Here is an 18,990-nt window from a genome sequence, read left to right as displayed (position 1 = left end):
TTTAGGATGCAACTCAAGATGTCATTTTTAATACGCTTCTCTTTTTTACTTATTCTGACTGGCTCTGCTGTTGCTCAAAGCTTTTCAGCGTCTTATCAACCAATTTCCCAAATTCGGAGTGTTGAGTTAAAGCAATTGCAGCAGGATTGGCAGCGTAATCAGCTGCTTGAGGGGTTGACCAATCAACTTTCACGTCAGTTCACGTTGAGTAAACCTCTGAAAATTGGACTTGGTGAATGTGGTGCGTCCAATGCGTTCTATCGACCGGATAAACAAGCGATTGTTTTGTGTCTTGAACTGATCCCAGATCTTGTGAGTCGGATAGTTCGAGAGCGCGGTGCACGGCTCGATCGAGAAACTTTAAATAACACTGTTGCAGGGGCATTGGTTTTTATTGTGTTTCATGAACTCGGGCACGCAATCATTGATATCGAGAGGCTGCCGGTTCTTGGGCGTAATGAAGATGCTGCGGACATGATCTCTACTTACTTGATTCTTCAGGAGCCCGCGCTGGCTGACAGTGGTATCGCTGGAGGAATGTTCTTTTTTGGCAAACCGACATCGTTAATTCCTGGATTTTTTAGCCAGCGTCATTTGTCGGATGAGCACGGGTTGAACCCGCAACGAGCGGTCAATCTCGCCTGTGCAGCCTACGGAAAAGCCCCTGCTCGATTCGTTTGGGCAATGCACGCTGCTCGTGTTTCGAACCAGCGGGCAAGTCGCTGTGCAGACGAGTATGCCCAACTAGAACGTTCCGTCCGTGATTTGTTGCGAAGCGTGACTCGATGACTGCAAAAAATTAATTAAAAATGACGCCTCGATTGTTCGAGTACACACACTGTTCTCATTCGAAAGTTCCAACGTCTAGTTGCGGATTGCGTCCGCTTTCGGGCTATAATCCGCCTGTTTTGCGATTTGCAAAGCGCACGCCATCCGCTTTTCCGGCAGTTGGCGCAAGTCATTAACCCGCTGAAATTCGTCACTGAACACCAGCGAAACAACAAGGAAATACCATGATTGCATCTTCAATCAAGGCAGAGGTCGTCAAGGCCAACGCACGTGCAGCCAACGACACTGGGTCCCCAGAAGTCCAAGTGGCTTTGCTTACAGCCCGTATCAACGAGCTGACACCTCACTTCAAAACACACGCCAAAGACCATCACGGTCGTCGCGGTTTGCTGCGCATGGTGAGCCGTCGCCGCAAACTGTTGGACTACCTCAAGTCCCGTGATGCTGACCGTTACGTTGCGCTGATCGCCAAGCTTGGCCTGCGTAAGTAATCGTCTCTCCAGATGAAAAGCGCCTGAGTTAGTTCACTAGCTCAGGCGCTTTATTCTTTTTTTAGTCGGAATTTGTCCTTACGAACCCGCGCTGTGTCATTCCACAAGGCTTTTAAGTCAAGGTTTTGTGGAATGGCATCGAGTTCAGAAAGTCATCTTCCGGGCCCACAGTGCAGCCTCATGCGCTTTTGTTTTCAGGAGTTCTGAACATGTCTATTTTCAATAAAGTCACCAAAACATTCCAGTGGGGCCAGCACACGGTCAAGATGGAAACCGGCGAAGTCGCTCGCCAAGCCGGCGGCGCTGTGCTGCTCGACATGGAAGGCACCGTGGTGCTGGCCACCGTCGTGGGTTCCAAGATCGCCAAAGCCGGTCAAGACTTTTTCCCGCTTACAGTCGATTACATCGAGAAGACTTACGCCGCAGGCAAGATCCCCGGCAGCTTCTTCAAGCGTGAAGCCAAGCCCAGCGAACACGAAACCCTGACCAGCCGCCTGATCGACCGTCCGATCCGTCCTCTGTTCCCTGAAGGTTTCTACAACGACGTGCACGTGGTCATCCACACCGTGTCCTTGAACCCTGAAGTTGACGCCGACATCGCCGCGATGATCGCCGTGTCTGCCGCTTTGTCCATCTCGGGCATCCCGTTCAACGGCCCCATCGGTGCCGCACGCGTGGGCTACATCAATGGCGAATACGTCCTGAACCCTGGCCAGACCCAGCGCAAAGACAGCGTGATGGATTTGGTGGTGGCCGGTACCGAAGCCGCTGTGTTGATGGTCGAATCCGAAGCCCAGCAACTGTCCGAAGAAATCATGTTGGGCGGTGTGGTGTATGGCCACGAGCAATCGGCCATTGCCATCAATGCGATCCACGAGTTGGTGCGCGAAGCTGGCAAGCCGGTGTGGGATTGGCAAGCGCCTGCCCGCGATTTGGCATTCGAAGCCAAGCTGGCTTCTTTGGCTGAAGAAAAGCTGCGTGCTGCTTACCAGATCCGCAACAAGCAAGCCCGTACACACGCTTGCCGCGAAGCCTACGCTTCGGTCAAAGTGGCTTTGGCTGAAGAAGGTGTTGCATTCGACAGCGTCAAGCTCGACGGCTTGATGTTCGAGATCGAAGCGCGCATCGTGCGCAGCCAGATCCTGGCCGGTGAGCCCCGCATCGACGGCCGCGACACACGCACTGTGCGCCCCATCGAAATCCGCAACAGCGTGCTGCCCCGCACACACGGCTCTGCCCTGTTCACACGTGGCGAAACCCAGGCTTTGGTCATCACCACTTTGGGCACCGAGCGCGATGCACAGCGCATCGATGCTTTGGCTGGTGAGTTTGAAGACCGCTTCATGTTCCACTACAACATGCCTCCCTTTGCCACAGGCGAAGTGGGCCGCATGGGCAGCACCAAGCGCCGCGAAATCGGCCACGGCCGTCTGGCCAAGCGTGCTTTGGCCGCTGTGTTGCCAAGCAAAGAAGAGTTCCCTTACACCCTGCGTGTGGTGTCTGAAATCACCGAATCGAACGGTTCCTCGTCCATGGCTTCGGTCTGCGGCGGCTGCCTGTCGATGATGGACGCTGGTGTGCCGATGAAAGCCCACGTGGCCGGTATCGCCATGGGCCTGATCAAGGAAGACAACCGCTTTGCGGTGTTGACCGACATCCTGGGTGACGAAGACCACCTGGGTGACATGGACTTCAAAGTGGCCGGTACCACCAACGGCATCACCGCTTTGCAGATGGACATCAAGATCCAGGGCATCACCAAAGAAATCATGCAAGTCGCTTTGGCCCAAGCCAAAGAAGCCCGCATGCACATTCTGGGCAAGATGCAAGAAGCGATGAGCGAAGCCAACACCGAAGTGTCTGATTTCGCGCCCAAGCTTTTCACCATGAAGATCAACCCCGAGAAAATCCGTGACGTGATCGGCAAAGGCGGCGCCACCATCCGTGCCTTGACCGAAGAAACTGGTTGCCAGATCAATATCTCCGAAGACGGCACGATCACGATCGCTGCCACCGACGGTGACAAGGCCGAAATAGCCAAAAAACGCATCGAGCAGATCACGGCTGAAGTCGAAATCGGCAAGGTCTACGAAGGCCCGGTCACCAAGATTCTGGACTTCGGTGCTCTGATCAACCTGCTGCCCGGCAAGGATGGTCTGCTGCACATCAGCCAGATCGCCCACGAGCGCGTCGAAAAAGTGACCGACTACCTGAGCGAAGGCCAGATCGTCAAAGTCAAGGTCATGGAAACCGACGAAAAAGGCCGCATCAAGCTGTCGATGAAGGCTTTGTTGGACCGTCCAGCCCAGGGCTAAACAGCGCTGCTTCGGGTGGTCAGCGATCACCCGAAGTCACGTGGATTCACCATGAACGTCATTGAAATCCAAAGCTACGGCGCCCCCGAGGTGTTGGTGCCTGGCTCCCGTCCCGACCCAGTGGCCGGGGCAGGGGAGTTGCTGATTCGCGTGTCAGCCAGTGGCATCAACCGCCCCGACGTGCTGCAACGCACGGGCAATTACCCCGTGCCACCGGGTGCCTCGGACATTCCGGGCCTCGAAGTGGCCGGTGTGGTGGTGTCGGGTGATGCAGCAGCCATGGCCGAAGCCGGCTTGGCCGTGGGTGACCGTGTGTGCGCCTTGGTGGCCGGTGGTGGTTACGCGCAGTTGTGCGTAGCCCCTGTGGCCCAATGTTTGCCAGTGCCCAAAGGCCTGACCGACACCGAGGCTGCGACGCTGCCCGAGACCTTCTTCACGGTCTGGAGCAATGTGTTTGACCGTGGGCGTTTGCAAGCGGGTGAGACCTTGTTGATTCAGGGTGGCACCAGCGGCATCGGCGTCACGGCCATCCAGATGGCCAAGGCTGCAGGCGCGACCGTGATTGCGACGGCTGGCTCGGACGACAAATGCCAGGCTTGCCTGGCATTGGGTGCAGACCACGCCATCAACTACAAAACCACCGACTTCGTGGCCGAGGCCAAGCGCCTCACGGGCGGCGTGGGTGTGAATGTGATTTTGGACATGGTTGCGGGCGACTATGTGGCGCGTGAAGTCGAGGCCTTGGCCGAAGATGGCCGCTTGGTCATCATCGCGGTGCAAGGTGGTGTCAAGAGCGAGTTCAATGCCGGTATGGTGTTGCGCCGCCGTTTGACGATAACCGGCTCCACGCTGCGGCCACGTCCGGTGGCTTTCAAAGCGGCCATTGCCCAATCGTTGCTCAAAACGGTTTGGCCCTGGATCGAGTCTGGCCGCATCAAGCCGGTTATCCACAGCGTGTTTGGCGCGGTGGAGGCGGGTGGTGGTTTGCCCTCGGGTGCGGCGCAAGCCCATGCCCTGATGGAGACCAACCAGCATGTGGGCAAATTGGTGATGACCTGGTGACCACGATGTTAGCCAAGTTGATGGTCGGCAACTGGAAGATGAATGGCAGCTTGGCTGCCAATGCGTCTTTGGTCGCCGATATTTTGGCGGGCATGGCCACTGTCAAGTGCCGCACGGCTGTCTGTGTGCCTTCGGTTTATCTGGCGCAACTGCAAAGCTTGCTGGCGGGCTCGTCCATCGATGTGGGTGCGCAAGATGTGTCGGCTCATGACGTGGGTGCCTACACAGGTGAGGTGTCCGTCGATATGCTGCGTGATTTTGCGGTGCGTTACTGCATCGTGGGTCACTCGGAGCGCCGTCAGTACCATGCCGAATCGGATCTGCTGGTGGCCACCAAGGTGCAACGCGCATTGGCTGCGGGCATCACCCCGATCGTCTGCGTTGGCGAAAGCCTGGCAGAGCGCGAAGCGGGTCAGACCGAGTCGGTGGTCAAGCGCCAGTTGGCTGCGGTAATCCATGCCAATGGTCATTGCATCAGTGAAATCGTGGTGGCGTACGAGCCGGTTTGGGCCATTGGCACTGGATTGACGGCCACTCCAGAGCAAGCGCAACACGTGCATGCGGTTTTGCGGGCACAGTTGCAAGCGGCCACGGCACATGCGGATCGCGTGTCGATTTTGTACGGCGGCAGCATGAATGCCGCCAACGCTGCCGAATTGTTGGCCCTGCCCGATGTGGATGGCGGCCTGATCGGTGGCGCAGCGCTGAAAGCGCCTGACTTTTTGTCCATGTTGAAGACAGCTTCGCGCTGATTCTTTGGCTCACTTTTTATTGATTTTTGGAGATACAGATGAGCATGGTGTTGACTTTGATTTTGGTGGTGCAGATGTTGTCGGCTTTGGCCATGATCGGTTTGATCCTGATCCAGCACGGCAAAGGTGCTGACATGGGCGCGGCCTTTGGCAGTGGCGGCTCGGGCAGCCTGTTTGGTGCCACCGGTGGTGCCAACTTCCTGTCGCGCACCACGGCCGTTTTGGCTGCGGTGTTTTTTGTGTGCACTTTGTTGTTGGCTTATTTCAGCAATGTCCGTCCAGCGGCGCCCACAGGCAGCGTTCTGGAAGGTGTTGCCGTGACTGCACCCGCAGCGCCTGCGGACAGCAGCACTGCAGCGCAAATTCCGGGCAATGCCCCCACAGCCAAGCCTGACAACAGCGTGCCTCCGGCACCTGTCAAGTAAGCTGACATTCAGCTTTGCTGCTCTGCACAAATTTCCCGTTTTCTGAAAGGAAATGGCAGGGTTTTCAGAGTAAACTACGGGATTGTCCGGAGAGCTAAATGCATCGTTTGATGCGCCTCATGCAACCTGGGCAAAAGTATCCTGCCGTCGTGGTGAAATTGGTAGACACGCTATCTTGAGGGGGTAGTGGCGAAAGCTGTGCGAGTTCGAGTCTCGCCGACGGCACCAGACAAACAGAAAAGCCCAGGTTGCAAGGCCTGGGCTATTCATTCGGTGATACCGTCAGTCTCAAGATGAACCTCGAACAATACCTCCCCATTCTCTTGTTCATTTTGGTCGGCATTTCTGTCGGCATCATTCCCCAGGTTTTGGGCTATATCCTCGGCCCCAACAAACCTGACGCGGAAAAAAATTCCCCCTATGAATGCGGCTTCGAAGCATTCGAAGACGCTCGCATGAAGTTCGATGTGCGCTACTACCTGGTGGCCATCTTGTTCATCTTGTTCGATCTGGAAATCGCTTTCCTGTTCCCTTGGGCTGTAGCGCTCAAGGAGGTGGGTGTGGCGGGCTTTGTTGCCGTGGTGATTTTCCTGGCCATTCTGGTCGTGGGCTTTGTCTACGAGTGGAAAAAAGGCGCCCTGGACTGGGAATGATCGTGGTACACACAACAGCATTCAGCCTGCTTAAGGACTCAAAATGATTGAAGGCGTGATGAAAGAAGGCTTCATCACCACGAGTTACGACTCGGTGGTGAATTGGGCCAAAACCGGCTCGCTCTGGCCCATGACCTTTGGTCTGGCTTGCTGCGCGGTTGAGATGATGCACTCGGCGACAGCCCGTTATGACTTGGCCCGTTTCGGTGCCGAGGTCTTCCGTGCCAGCCCCCGTCAAGCCGATCTGATGATCGTGGCCGGTACCTTGTGCAACAAGATGGCACCTGCTTTGCGCAAGGTTTACGACCAGATGTCTGAGCCGCGTTGGGTGATCTCGATGGGCTCATGCGCCAATGGCGGTGGGTATTACCACTACAGCTATTCCGTGGTGCGCGGTTGCGACCGCATTGTGCCGGTCGATGTGTATGTGCCGGGTTGCCCGCCGACAGCCGAAGCGCTGATCTACGGCATCATCCAGTTGCAGCAAAAAATCCGCCGCACCCACACCATTGCGCGTGCTTGAGGGAAAGAAGACGATGACCGATTTCGCCATTCGCCCCGAAGACCTGCAAGACACCCTGGCTGCGGCTTTGGGTGACCGCGTGAGCAGCATCACCATCGCCTTGGGTGAAGTGACAGCGCATGTCAGTGCAGTCCAATACCTTGGCGTGATGCAGATCCTGCGCGATGCTGCTGGTTGCCAATTTGAACAATTGATCGACTTGGCTGGTGTGGACTATTCCACTTACCGCGACGTCGGCACCGACGGCCCCCGTTTTGGCGTCACGGTGCACTTGTTGTCGGTCAGCCTGAACCAGCGCGTGCGTGTCAAAGTGCTGTGCCCTGACGATGATCTTCCTTTGGTGGCTTCGGTCAATGAGCTTTGGAACTCGGCCAACTGGTACGAACGCGAAGCGTTTGACCTGTATGGCATCGTGTTCGAAGGCCACAACGACCTGCGCCGCATCCTGACCGATTACGGTTTCATTGGGCACCCGTTCCGCAAAGACTTCCCGCTGTCGGGTCACGTTGAAATGCGTTACGACGCCGAGCGCAAGCGCGTGATTTATGAACCCGTGAGCATTGAGCCACGCGAAATCACGCCGCGAATCATTCGCGAAGACAACTATGGAGGCCTGAACTGATATGGCCGAAATCAAGAATTACACGCTGAACTTTGGACCCCAGCACCCGGCCGCGCACGGTGTGCTGCGTCTGGTGCTCGAGTTGGACGGCGAAGTGGTGCAACGCGCCGATCCGCACATTGGCCTGTTGCACCGTGCCACTGAAAAGCTGGCCGAAAGCAAAACCTACATCCAGTCGCTGCCTTACATGGACCGCCTGGATTACGTGTCGATGATGTGCAATGAGCACGCTTACTGCCTGGCCATCGAAAAGATGCTGGGTCTGGAAGTGCCCATGCGCGCCCAGTACATCCGCGTGATGTTCTCGGAAATCACCCGCATCTTGAACCACCTCATGTGGCTCGGCTCGCACGGCAACGATTGCGGCAGCTCTACCATCTTGATCTACACCTTCCGTGAACGTGAAGACCTGTTCGACATGTACGAAGCCGTGTCCGGCGCCCGCATGCACGCAGCCTACTTCCGTCCCGGTGGTGTGTACCGCGATCTGCCCGACAGCATGCCGCAGTACAAGGTCAGCAAGATCAAAAACGCCAAGGCCATCGAGCAGCTCAACAGCAACCGCAATGGTTCCTTACTGGACTTCATTGACGACTTCACGCAGCGCTTCCCCAAATGCGTGGACGAGTACGAAACCCTGTTGACCGACAACCGCATCTGGAAGCAACGCACCGTGGGCATCGGTGTGGTGCCACCCGAGCGTGCCTTGAACCTGGGCATGACCGGCCCCATGCTGCGTGGCTCCGGCTTCGCCTGGGACTTGCGCAAGAAGCAGCCTTACGACGCGTATGACAAAGTCGAATTCGACGTGCCCGTGGGCAAGACGGGCGACAGCTACGACCGTTACCTCGTTCGCATGGCTGAGATGCGCGAATCGAACCGCATCATCCAGCAGTGCGTGGCCTGGTTGCGCGCCAACCCTGGTCCGGTCATCACCGACAACCACAAGGTGGCACCGCCTGCCCGTGAAGGCATGAAATCCAACATGGAAGACTTGATCCACCATTTCAAGCTCTTCACCGAAGGTTTTCATGTGCCCGAAGGCGAGGCTTATGCCGCTGTCGAACACCCCAAGGGTGAGTTCGGCATCTACATGGTGAGCGACGGTGCCAACAAGCCGTACCGCCTGAAAATTCGTGCCCCGGGCTTTGCCCATCTGGCCACCCTCGATGAAATGGCCCGTGGCCACATGCTGGCCGATGCGGTCGCGATCATCGGGACCATGGACATCGTTTTTGGAGAGATTGACCGATGATCTCTGAGTCAACCAAAGCACGCTTTGCGCGTGAAGTCGCCAAGTTCCCTGCGGATCAAAAGCAGTCGGCCGTCATGGCCTGTCTGTCGATCGTGCAGCAAGAACTCGGCTGGGTCAGCCCCGACAGTGAGCAAGTCGTGGCCGAGGTGTTGGGTATGCCCGTGATGGCCGTGCACGAAGTCACCACCTTCTACAACATGTACAACCAGAAGCCGGTGGGCAAGTTCAAGCTGAACGTCTGCACCAACTTGCCTTGCCAGTTGCGTGGCGGTGCCCAGGCGCTGGCACATCTGGAGCGCAAACTGGGCGTGCACGCCGGTGAAACCACGGCCGATGGCCTGTTCACTTTGCAGCCCAGCGAATGCCAAGGTGCTTGCGCCGATGCGCCCGTGCTGCTGGTGAATGACCGCCACATGTGCAGCTTCATGAGCCACGAAAAGCTCGACCAGCTCGTCGACAGCCTGAAGAAAGCCGAGGCCGCCTGATGAAAGTCGAACAAATCCTGAGCCAATTCCAGGCCACGGGCGTGGAAACCTGCTTCCATGACCGTCACATCAACCCGCAAATCTATGCCGGTCTGAACGGTCAGAACTGGGGTATCAAAGACTACGAAGCGCGCGGTGGTTATGCCGCTTTGCGCAAAATCTTGGGCAAAGATGGCAGTGCGCCGAACGCCGAAACTGGCGTGGCGGGCATGACCCAAGACCAGGTGATCGCAACCGTCAAGGAATCCGGCCTGCGCGGTCGCGGCGGTGCGGGCTTCCCCACGGGTCTGAAGTGGAGCTTCATGCCCCGCCAGTTCCCCGGTCAAAAGTATTTGGTCTGCAACTCGGACGAAGGCGAGCCGGGCACGTGCAAAGACCGCGACATCATGGAGTACAACCCCCACACGGTGATCGAAGGCATGATCATCGCCGCTTATGCCATGGGCATCAGCGTGGGCTACAACTACATCCACGGCGAAATCTTCCACACCTACGAGCGCTTTGAAGCGGCTCTGGAAGAAGCCCGTGCAGCAGGTTATCTGGGCAACAACATCATGGGTTCGTCGTTCAGCTTCCAGCTGCACGCATCGCACGGTTTTGGCGCTTACATCTGCGGTGAAGAAACCGCGCTGCTCGAATCGCTGGAAGGCAAAAAAGGCCAGCCACGTTTCAAGCCGCCATTCCCGGCCAGCTTTGGCCTGTACGGCAAGCCCACCACGATCAACAACACCGAAACCTTCGCGGCCGTGCCCTGGATCATCCGCAACGGTGGTCAGGCGTATCTGGAATGTGGCAAGCCCAACAACGGCGGCACCAAGATCTTCTCGGTCAGCGGTGATGTGGAGCGCCCCGGCAACTACGAAGTGCCCATGGGCACACCGTTTGCCAAGCTGCTCGAACTCGCCGGTGGCGTGCGCGGTGGCCGCAAGCTCAAGGCCGTGATCCCTGGCGGTTCGTCTTCGCCGGTCGTTCCTGCCGATTTGATGATGACACTGACCATGGACTACGACAGCATCGCCAAAGAGGGCGGTTCGATGTTGGGTTCGGGCGCCGTGATCGTCATGGACGAGACGCGCTGCATGGTCAAGGCCTTGGCCCGACTGTCATATTTCTACTCGCACGAATCCTGCGGTCAGTGCACCCCTTGCCGCGAAGGCACAGGCTGGCTCTGGCGCATGGTGGACCGCATTGAAAACGGCCAGGGCCGTGCCAGCGACATCGACATGCTCGACAGCGTGGCCGGCAACATCATGGGCCGCACGATTTGCGCCTTGGGCGACGCAGCGGCCATGCCGGTGCGCGGCATGCTCAAGCATTTCCGTCACGAATTTGTACACCACATCGAACACAAGACCTGCATGGTCGGTGCCGATGTGTCAACGGTGAAGACCCATGGTTGAAATAGAACTCGACGGTCAGAAAGTGGAAGTTGTCGAAGGCAGCATGGTGATGCATGCCGCTGAAAAAGCCGGCACCTACATCCCGCATTTCTGCTACCACAAGAAACTCTCCATCGCGGCCAACTGCCGCATGTGCCTGGTCGAGGTCGAAAAGGCCCCCAAGCCCATGCCCGCCTGCGCCACGCCCGTGACGCAAGGCATGATCGTGCGCACCAAGAGCGACCGGGCGATTGCCGCTCAGAAGTCGGTCATGGAGTTTTTGCTGATCAACCACCCACTCGATTGCCCCATCTGCGACCAAGGCGGTGAGTGCCAGTTGCAAGACTTGGCCGTCGGTTACGGCGGCACACAATCGCGTTACGAAGAAGAAAAACGCGTCGTGTTCCACAAGGAAGTTGGCCCGCTGATCTCGATGGAAGAGATGAGCCGCTGCATCCACTGCACACGCTGCGTGCGCTTTGGCCAAGAAGTGGCTGGCGCCATGGAGCTGGGCATGTCTCACCGTGGTGAGCATGCCGAGATTGAAACCTTCCTGGGTCAGACCATCGACTCCGAGTTGTCGGGCAACATGATCGACATCTGCCCTGTGGGCGCCTTGACCAGCAAGCCTTTCCGCTACCACGCCCGCACTTGGGAATTGTCGCGCCGCAAGTCGGTCGCCGCACACGATTCATCGGGTGCCAACCTGATCGTGCAGGTTAAGAACAACCAGGTCATGCGCGTCGTCCCACTCGAGAACGAAGACGTCAACGAGTGCTGGATTGCCGACCGCGACCGTTTCTCTTACGAAGCCTTGAACGGCTCTGACCGTTTGACCCAACCCATGCTCAAGCAGGGCGGCGAGTGGAAAGAAGTCGACTGGCAGACCGCGCTTGAATACGTGGCCAATGGCTTGCGCAACATCCAGCGCGACCACGGTGCCAACAGCATCGGCGCATTGGTCAGCCCGCACAGCACCGTCGAAGAGTTGTATCTGGCAGGCGCTTTGGTGCGCGGCCTGGGTTCTGACAACATTGACCACCGCTTGCGCAACGCCGAGTTTGGCGCTGCCGAAGGTATCCGCACACTGGGCGCGTCCATCGCATCGCTGAGCACATTGCAACGCGTGCTGGTCGTGGGCTCTAACCTGCGCAAAGACCATCCGCTGTTTGCCCTGCGCGTGCGCCACGCCGTGCGCCATGGCGCTCAGCTCAACGTCATCACATCGCCAGCGGCTTTCAGCCACGCCGACGCCTGGGCCATGCCCGTGGCACAAGCGGTGCTGGCCGATGCTTCGGCTTGGGCTCAAACCCTGGCCGATGTGGCCGCCGCGATTGCAGCAGAGAAGGGCGTTGCAGCACCTGCTGCTGGTAATGCAACAACGCAGGCTCAAGCCATCGCCAAGTCCTTGTTGGGCGGTGAGCGCAAAGCCGTGTTGCTGGGCAATGCCGCAGCGCACCACGCCAACGCTTCGTCCTTGTTGGCCCTGGCCAACTGGATCGGCGAGCAAACCGGTGCCAGCGTGGGTTACCTGACCGAAGCGGCCAACACCGTGGGGGCTCAGTGGGTCGGCGCACAGCCTCAGACCGGTGGCAAGCATGCAGGTCAGATGCTGGCCGGTGGCCTGAAAGCCGCGATCTTGCTGAACACTGAACCTGAGTTCGACAGCGCCGCAGGTGCTGCCGCTGCGCAGACCTTGGGCCAGGCCGAGATGGTTGTCACGCTCAGTCCATTCAAAGCCAATATGGCTTTCAGCGACGTGTTGTTGCCGACCGCACCGTTCACCGAAACATCGGGCAGCTTCGTCAATGCCGAAGGCCGTCTGCAAAGCTTCCATGCGGTGGTCAAGCCTTTGGCTGAAACCCGTCCCGCCTGGAAAGTGTTGCGCGTCTTGGCCAATTTGCTCGAGATTCCGGGCGTGGCTTTTGAGACTTCGCAAGAGGTGTTGGTCCGTGCCACAGCCAAGCCGCTGACGGCATCCAACGCCACACGCGCTGCGATCAATGTGGCTGCAGCAGCGGGTACGCCTGCGGTCGCCGCCATTTACCAACTGGATGGCATCGTGCGCCGCGCACCGTCTTTGCAGTTGACCGCAGACGCACGCCAGGAGGTGGCCCCATGATTGACGCTCTGTACAACGGCGGCCTGAACCTGGTTGCTGCCACATGGTGGGCCACTTTGGTCTGGCCTGTGTTGTGGATCCTGCTCAAGATCGTCGCCATCCTCGCGCCGCTGATGGGTGCTGTGGCTTATCTGACGCTCTGGGAGCGCAAGCTGCTGGGCTTCATGCAAGTGCGCCACGGTCCCAACCGCGTGGGCCCCATGGGTCTGCTGCAACCGATTGCCGATGCGCTCAAGTTGTTGACCAAGGAATTGATCAACCCATCTGCAGCCAGCCTCGGCTTGTTCCGCTTGGGTCCAATCATGGCCATCATGCCCGCCTTGGCAGCTTGGGTGGCGATTCCTTTCGGCCCTGAAGTGGCGCTCACCAACATCAATGCCGGCCTGATGCTGGTGATGGCCATCACCTCGATCGAGGTGTACGGCGTGATCATTGCGGGTTGGGCGTCCAACTCCAAATATGCCTTCTTGGGTGCGCTGCGTGCATCGGCCCAGATGGTGAGCTACGAAATCGCCATGGGCTTTTGCTTCTTGGTGGTCTTGATGGTGTCGGGCAGCATGAACCTGACCGAAATCGTTTTGTCACAAGGCAAGGGCCAGATGGCCCACATGGGTCTGGGTTTCTTGTCCTGGAACTGGTTGCCTCTGCTGCCGATCTTTGTCGTCTACCTGATCTCTGGCGTGGCCGAAACCAACCGTCACCCGTTTGACGTGGTCGAAGGCGAAGCCGAAATCGTGGCCGGCCACATGGTCGAATACTCGGGCATGGGCTTTGCCATCTTTTTCCTGGCCGAATACGCCAGCATGTGGTTGGTGTCCATCCTGGCCGTCATCATGTTCCTGGGCGGTTGGTTGTCCCCGATCGACAGCGCCTTGTTCAACATGATTCCGGGCTGGATCTGGCTGGGCCTGAAAACTTTCCTGGTCGTGTCCATGTTCATCTGGATCCGTGCCACCTTCCCGCGCTTCCGTTATGACCAGATCATGCGTCTGGGCTGGAAGATTTTCATTCCGGTCACCTTGGTGTGGCTGCTGGTGGTGGGCGCTTGGCTGTTCTCACCCTGGAACATCTGGAAATAAGCGGCTCACGACCATGACAACAATGACTGCTTCCTCCTTCTCGATCAAGGACTTCCTCAAGAGCTTCATGCTTGTGGAGTTGCTCAAGGGCATGGCCCTGACCGGACGCTACGCTTTCGCCCGCAAGGTGACGGTGCAATTCCCGGAAGAAAAAACACCGCTGTCGCCACGTTTTCGTGGCCTGCACGCCCTGCGCCGTTATGACAACGGTGAAGAGCGCTGCATCGCCTGCAAACTGTGCGAAGCCGTTTGCCCTGCAATGGCCATCACCATCGAGGCCGGTCAGCGCGAAGACGGTTCACGCCGCACCACGCGTTATGACATCGACCTGACCAAGTGCATCTTCTGCGGCTTTTGCGAAGAAAGCTGCCCGGTGGACTCGATCGTCGAGACGCACATTTTTGAATACCACGGCGAAAAACGCGGTGACCTGTACTTCACCAAGGACATGTTGCTGGCCGTGGGCGACCGTTACGAAAAAGAGATCGCCGCCGCCAAGGCTGCCGATGCTCCTTACCGTTGAACGCCACGCAGTCCTGAACATTTAAAAAGACAGACCTATGGACGTCAAGACCGGTTTCTTCTACCTCTTCTCGGTGGTGCTGCTGTTTGCAGCCTTCCGGGTGGTGACTGCGCGCAACCCCGTGCACGCTGTGCTGTACCTCATGCTGGCTTTTTCACAAGCCTCCGCGGTGTGGTTCCTGCTCAACGCCGAATTCCTGGCCATCGTGCTGGTGCTGGTGTATCTGGGCGCCGTGATGGTGCTCTTCCTGTTCGTGGTGATGATGCTGGACATCAACATCGACACCATGCGCAAGGGCTTCTGGAAAAACTTCCCGCTGGCGGCAACCTTGGGGGCCATCGTGGCCCTTGAAATGGCGGCCGTGCTCTTGTCGGGTTTCCGTTTGGCGCAAGCCCCGGCGATGGTTGCGGGTGCTTTGCCTGTCGACAACGGCAAAGCTTTGGGCATCTTGCTCTACACCGAATACCTGATGCCGATCCAGATCGCTGCCTCCATCTTGCTGGTGGCCATGATCGCGGCGATTGCCCTGACATTGCGCGAGCGCAAGGACAGCAAGGCGATTGACCCGTCCATCCAGGTCAAAGTGCGTGCGGCAGACCGCATGAAATTGGTCAAGATGGATGCCACACAACCGGCGCCCGCGCCTGTGGCACCTGTGGAGGAAAGCAAATGATGACACTGACCTTGGGACACTTCCTGTCGCTCGGCGCCATGCTGTTTGCATTGGCCGTGATCGGCATCTTCCTGAACCGCAAAAACCTGATCGTTTTGCTCATGGCCATCGAATTGATGTTGCTGGCCGTGAACATGAATTTTGTGGCTTTCTCGCATTACTTGGGTGACATGCACGGTCAAGTGTTCGTGTTCTTCATCCTCACGGTGGCGGCGGCTGAATCGGCCATCGGCCTGGCCATCCTCGTGCTGTTGTTCCGCAACAAGAACAGCATCAACGTGGACGAACTCAATTCGCTCAAGGGTTAATAAGAATATGAGTCAAACCCTCAACGCAAGCACGCTGCTGGTTGTGCCCCTCGCGCCCCTGGTGGGCTCGGTGCTGGCCGGTGTCCTCGGTACCCAATTCGGTGGCAACTGGATTGGCCGTCGTCTGTCACACACGCTGACCATTCTGGGTGTGCTGGTGGCCTTCATCCTGTCGGCCATGACACTCAAGAGCGTCATCGACGGTGCCCGCTTCAACGAGACCCTCTACACCTGGATGGTGGTTGGCGGTCTGAAGATGGAAGTTGGCTTTTTGGTCGATAGCATCACCGCCATGATGATGTGCGTCGTGACCTTCGTGTCGCTGATGGTGCACCTCTACACCATCGGCTACATGGAAGAAGACGAAGGCTACAACCGCTTCTTCGCTTACATCTCGCTGTTCACCTTCTCCATGTTGATGCTCGTCATGAGCAACAACCTGCTGCAGTTGTTCTTCGGCTGGGAAGCCGTGGGTCTGGTGTCCTATTTGCTGATCGGTTTTTGGTACAACAAACCCACCGCCATCTTCGCCAACATGAAGGCGTTTCTGGTCAACCGTGTGGGTGATTTCGGCTTCATTCTGGGCATTGGCCTGATCGTGGCCTACACCGGCACGCTCAACTACACCGAGTTGTTTGCCAAGGCCAACGAGCTGGCCGCCATCAACTTCCCCTGGTATGTGTTTGGCTTGGACGGCATGTTGATCACCGTGATCTGCATTTGCCTGTTCATCGGTGCCATGGGCAAGTCGGCCCAGTTCCCGCTGCATGTGTGGTTGCCTGACTCGATGGAAGGCCCAACGCCCATCTCTGCCTTGATCCACGCAGCCACCATGGTGACGGCCGGTATTTTCATGGTGGCCCGCATGTCGCCTCTGTTCGAGTTGTCCGATGCGGCCTTGAACTTCATCATGGTGATCGGCTCCATCACCGCCTTGTTCATGGGCTTTTTGGGCATCATTCAAAACGACATCAAGCGCGTGGTGGCTTACTCCACTTTGTCGCAGCTCGGTTACATGACCGTGGCGCTGGGCGCCTCGGCTTACTCGGTGGCGGTGTTCCACCTGATGACGCACGCTTTCTTCAAGGCCTTGCTGTTCCTGGGGGCTGGTTCCGTCATCATGGGCATGCACCACAACCAAGACATCCGCTGGATGGGTGGCGTGCGCAAGTACATGCCCATCACCTGGATCACGTCCTTGCTGGGTTCGTTGGCCCTGATCGGTACGCCGTTCTTCTCGGGTTTTTACTCGAAGGACAGCATCATCGAAGCCGTGCACGAAAGCCACTTGGCCGCCGCTGGCTTTGCCAACTTCGCCGTGCTGGCCGGTGTGTTTGTGACCGCCTTCTATTCGTTCCGCATGTATTTCCTGGTTTTCCACGGCAAAGAGCGTTACGACCAGAACCCTGATGCGCACCACGATGACCACCACGGTCACGATGACCATGGCCACGACAAACCGCACGAGTCGCCTTGGGTGGTGACGGTGCCCTTGGTCCTGCTGGCCATCCCGTCGGTGCTGATTGGCTACATGACGATCGAGCCCATGCTGTATGGCGACTTCTTCAAAGATGTGATCTTTGTGAACGCCGACAAGCACCCGGTGATGGTCGAAATGGCCGCAGCTTTCCACGGCCCTGTGGCCATGGCCAAGCACGCGCTGACGACTGCACCATTCTGGTTGGCCTTGGCCGGTGTGGTGACCGCCTGGTACATGTACTTGGTCAACCCCAAAGTGCCGGCATTCTTTGCCCGCACATTGCGCCCGCTGATCGTGGTCATGGAAAACAAGTACTTCATGGACTGGATCAACGAGAACATCCTGGCCAAAGGGGCCCGAGGTCTGGGTCTGGGTCTGTGGAAGGTGGGTGACCGCGCCATCATCGACGGCTTCTTCGTCAATGGTTCCTGGAAAGTCGTGGGCATGGTGTCTGGCGTGGTGCGCTGGTTCCAGTCGGGCTTCTTGTACCACTATGCCCTGGTCATGATCCTGGGTGTGTTTGTGCTGATGACGTATTTCGTCTGGCTCGCTTAACGATTTTGAGGACGATATAAAAATGGGATTGTTAAGCCTTGCCATCTGGATGCCGATTGCTTTCGGCGTCGTCTTGCTGGCCTTCGGTCGTGACAGCCAAGCCCGCGCCGTGCGCTGGTTGGCCCTCATCGGCTCCGTCGTCAGTTTCCTGGTCACATTGCCTTTGTATTCGGGTTTCAAACTCGGTACTTCGGCCATGCAGTTCGTCGAAAAAGCGTCGTGGATCGAGCGCTTCAATGTGCACTACCACCTGGGTGTGGATGGCATTTCGCTGTGGCTTGTGTTGTTGACGGCGTTCATCAACGTGATCGTGGTCATTGCAGGCTGGGAAGTCATCACGCGCAAAGTCAACCAGTACATGGCCGCCTTCCTGATCCTGTCGGGTCTGATGATCGGCGTGTTCAGTGCTTTGGACGGCATCTTGTTCTATGTCTTCTTCGAGGCGACCTTGATCCCGATGTACCTGATCATCGGCATCTGGGGTGGCCCAAACAAGATTTACGCGGCGTTCAAGTTCTTCCTGTACACCTTGATGGGCTCCTTGCTCACGCTGATTGCGCTCATCTACCTGTACACCGCCTCCAATGGCAGCTTTGACATCCTGACTTGGCACAAACTGCAGTTGTCGGGCACCGTGCAAACACTGTTGTTCTTTGCCTTCTTTGCGGCCTTTGCTGTGAAAGTGCCCATGTGGCCATTTCACACCTGGTTGCCCGACGTGCACGTCGAAGCGCCCACAGGCGGCTCTGCCGTGCTGGCCGCCATCATGCTCAAGCTGGGGGCTTATGGTTTCTTGCGTTTCTCGATGCCTATCGCACCCGATGCGGCGCGCGAGTGGGGCATGTTCATCATCGTGTTGTCTTTGGTGGCCGTGGTCTACGTGGGTCTGGTGGCCATGGTGCAACAAGACATGAAGAAACTGGTGGCTTATTCGTCGGTGGCGCACATGGGTTTTGTCACCTTGGGCTTTTTCATCTTCAACCCGCTGGGCGTGTCCGGTGGCATTGTGCAAATGATCGCGCACGGCTTTGTGTCGGCCGCCATGTTCTTGTCGATCGGCGTGTTGTACGACCGCGTGCACTCGCGTGAAATCGCCAGCTACGGCGGCGTCGTCAACACCATGCCCAAGTTTGCCGCCTTTGCCTTGTTCTTCTCCATGGCCAACTGCGGCTTGCCAGGCACCGCTGGTTTCGTGGGCGAGTGGATGGTCATTCTGGGCGCGGTCAAGTTCAACTTCTGGATCGGTGCCTTGTCGGCATCGGCCCTGATTTTTGGCGCTGCCTACACCCTGTGGATGTTCAAGCGCGTGTACCTCGGCCCTGTGGCCAACGACGACGTCAAGGCCTTGACCGACATCAATGCACGCGAGTTCCTGGTGATGGCCTTGTTGGCTGCTGCCGTGCTGTACATGGGCGTGTACCCCAAACCCTTCACCGACGTGATGGACACTTCGGTGGCCGACTTGCTCAAGCACGTTGCCATGTCCAAGTTGCCTTGAG

At 57.7% G+C, this 18,990-nt stretch carries 19 protein-coding genes and 1 tRNA gene; all 20 read left to right on the top strand.

All coding sequences use genetic code 11. The features are described from left to right. Positions 1-6 precede the first annotated feature (6 nt). The 20 genes from ACZ5VE_RS09305 (at position 7) to ACZ5VE_RS09210 (ending at position 18,989) form a co-directional block, all read left to right on the top strand. Positions 7-789: a DUF4344 domain-containing metallopeptidase gene (locus ACZ5VE_RS09305; RefSeq protein WP_464454906.1), complete on the top strand. Its 783-nt coding sequence runs from the start codon at positions 7-9 to the stop codon at positions 787-789. Positions 790-1,013: 224 nt separating this feature from the next. Then, positions 1,014-1,280: a 30S ribosomal protein S15 gene (gene rpsO / locus ACZ5VE_RS09300; RefSeq protein ID WP_019428565.1), complete on the top strand. Its 267-nt coding sequence runs from the start codon at positions 1,014-1,016 to the stop codon at positions 1,278-1,280. Between the two features lie 209 nt (positions 1,281-1,489). Beyond that, on the top strand, positions 1,490-3,595 hold the full coding sequence (gene pnp, locus ACZ5VE_RS09295; protein ID WP_464454905.1) for a polyribonucleotide nucleotidyltransferase: 2,106 nt from the start codon (positions 1,490-1,492) through the stop codon (positions 3,593-3,595). A gap of 51 nt (positions 3,596-3,646) precedes the next feature. Next, positions 3,647-4,657, top strand: a complete 1,011-nt coding sequence (locus ACZ5VE_RS09290; RefSeq protein ID WP_464454904.1) for an NAD(P)H-quinone oxidoreductase — start codon at positions 3,647-3,649, stop codon at positions 4,655-4,657. 5 nt (positions 4,658-4,662) lie between these two features. Beyond that, a complete protein-coding gene (tpiA, locus tag ACZ5VE_RS09285; RefSeq protein WP_464454903.1) occupies positions 4,663-5,409 on the top strand; it encodes a triose-phosphate isomerase in 747 nt (248 codons plus the stop codon). A 38-nt stretch (positions 5,410-5,447) separates the two neighbouring features. Beyond that, positions 5,448-5,834, top strand: coding sequence for a preprotein translocase subunit SecG (secG, locus tag ACZ5VE_RS09280; RefSeq protein ID WP_464454902.1), 387 nt, complete (start codon positions 5,448-5,450; stop codon positions 5,832-5,834). 143 nt (positions 5,835-5,977) lie between these two features. Beyond that, positions 5,978-6,062: transfer RNA gene (locus tag ACZ5VE_RS09275), tRNA-Leu, on the top strand. Between the two features lie 65 nt (positions 6,063-6,127). Beyond that, positions 6,128-6,487, top strand: a complete 360-nt coding sequence (locus ACZ5VE_RS09270) for an NADH-quinone oxidoreductase subunit A (RefSeq protein ID WP_464454901.1) — start codon at positions 6,128-6,130, stop codon at positions 6,485-6,487. A gap of 43 nt (positions 6,488-6,530) precedes the next feature. Beyond that, entirely contained in the window at positions 6,531-7,010 is a 480-nt protein-coding gene (locus tag ACZ5VE_RS09265; RefSeq protein ID WP_019428571.1) for a NuoB/complex I 20 kDa subunit family protein, read from the top strand. Positions 7,011-7,023: 13 nt separating this feature from the next. Further along, entirely contained in the window at positions 7,024-7,632 is a 609-nt protein-coding gene (locus ACZ5VE_RS09260; protein WP_464454900.1) for an NADH-quinone oxidoreductase subunit C, read from the top strand. Position 7,633: 1 nt separating this feature from the next. Next, positions 7,634-8,887, top strand: coding sequence for an NADH-quinone oxidoreductase subunit D (locus ACZ5VE_RS09255; RefSeq protein ID WP_464454899.1), 1,254 nt, complete (start codon positions 7,634-7,636; stop codon positions 8,885-8,887). Further along, positions 8,884-9,372, top strand: coding sequence for an NADH-quinone oxidoreductase subunit NuoE (nuoE, locus tag ACZ5VE_RS09250; RefSeq protein ID WP_464454898.1), 489 nt, complete (start codon positions 8,884-8,886; stop codon positions 9,370-9,372). Before ACZ5VE_RS09255 ends, nuoE begins: the two co-directional genes overlap by 4 nt. Further along, positions 9,372-10,772, top strand: a complete 1,401-nt coding sequence (gene nuoF, locus ACZ5VE_RS09245) for an NADH-quinone oxidoreductase subunit NuoF (protein WP_464454897.1) — start codon at positions 9,372-9,374, stop codon at positions 10,770-10,772. Before nuoE ends, nuoF begins: the two co-directional genes overlap by 1 nt. Continuing rightward, complete coding sequence (gene nuoG / locus ACZ5VE_RS09240) at positions 10,765-12,873, top strand: NADH-quinone oxidoreductase subunit NuoG (RefSeq protein WP_464454896.1); 2,109 nt, start codon at positions 10,765-10,767, stop codon at positions 12,871-12,873. Before nuoF ends, nuoG begins: the two co-directional genes overlap by 8 nt. Continuing rightward, complete coding sequence (gene nuoH / locus ACZ5VE_RS09235) at positions 12,870-13,952, top strand: NADH-quinone oxidoreductase subunit NuoH (protein ID WP_464454895.1); 1,083 nt, start codon at positions 12,870-12,872, stop codon at positions 13,950-13,952. Before nuoG ends, nuoH begins: the two co-directional genes overlap by 4 nt. A gap of 22 nt (positions 13,953-13,974) precedes the next feature. Further along, complete coding sequence (nuoI, locus tag ACZ5VE_RS09230) at positions 13,975-14,475, top strand: NADH-quinone oxidoreductase subunit NuoI (RefSeq protein ID WP_019428578.1); 501 nt, start codon at positions 13,975-13,977, stop codon at positions 14,473-14,475. Positions 14,476-14,512: 37 nt separating this feature from the next. Beyond that, positions 14,513-15,148 carry an NADH-quinone oxidoreductase subunit J gene (locus ACZ5VE_RS09225; RefSeq protein ID WP_464454894.1) on the top strand — a complete coding sequence of 212 codons (636 nt, stop codon included), beginning with the start codon at positions 14,513-14,515 and terminating at the stop codon, positions 15,146-15,148. Continuing rightward, positions 15,148-15,456, top strand: coding sequence for an NADH-quinone oxidoreductase subunit NuoK (gene nuoK / locus ACZ5VE_RS09220; protein ID WP_108287861.1), 309 nt, complete (start codon positions 15,148-15,150; stop codon positions 15,454-15,456). The genes ACZ5VE_RS09225 and nuoK overlap by 1 nt, the downstream gene beginning before the upstream one ends. A gap of 7 nt (positions 15,457-15,463) precedes the next feature. Continuing rightward, positions 15,464-17,491 (top strand): NADH-quinone oxidoreductase subunit L, encoded by a 2,028-nt coding sequence (gene nuoL, locus ACZ5VE_RS09215; RefSeq protein ID WP_464454893.1) that lies wholly within the window; start codon positions 15,464-15,466, stop codon positions 17,489-17,491. A gap of 22 nt (positions 17,492-17,513) precedes the next feature. Continuing rightward, positions 17,514-18,989 (top strand): NADH-quinone oxidoreductase subunit M, encoded by a 1,476-nt coding sequence (locus ACZ5VE_RS09210; protein WP_464454892.1) that lies wholly within the window; start codon positions 17,514-17,516, stop codon positions 18,987-18,989. Position 18,990 lies beyond the last annotated feature (1 nt).

Source organism: Limnohabitans sp. INBF003 (assembly GCF_055396645.1).
The sequence above is the reverse complement of the archived record's forward strand: the minus strand, read 5'-3'. Positions and strand labels throughout refer to the sequence as shown.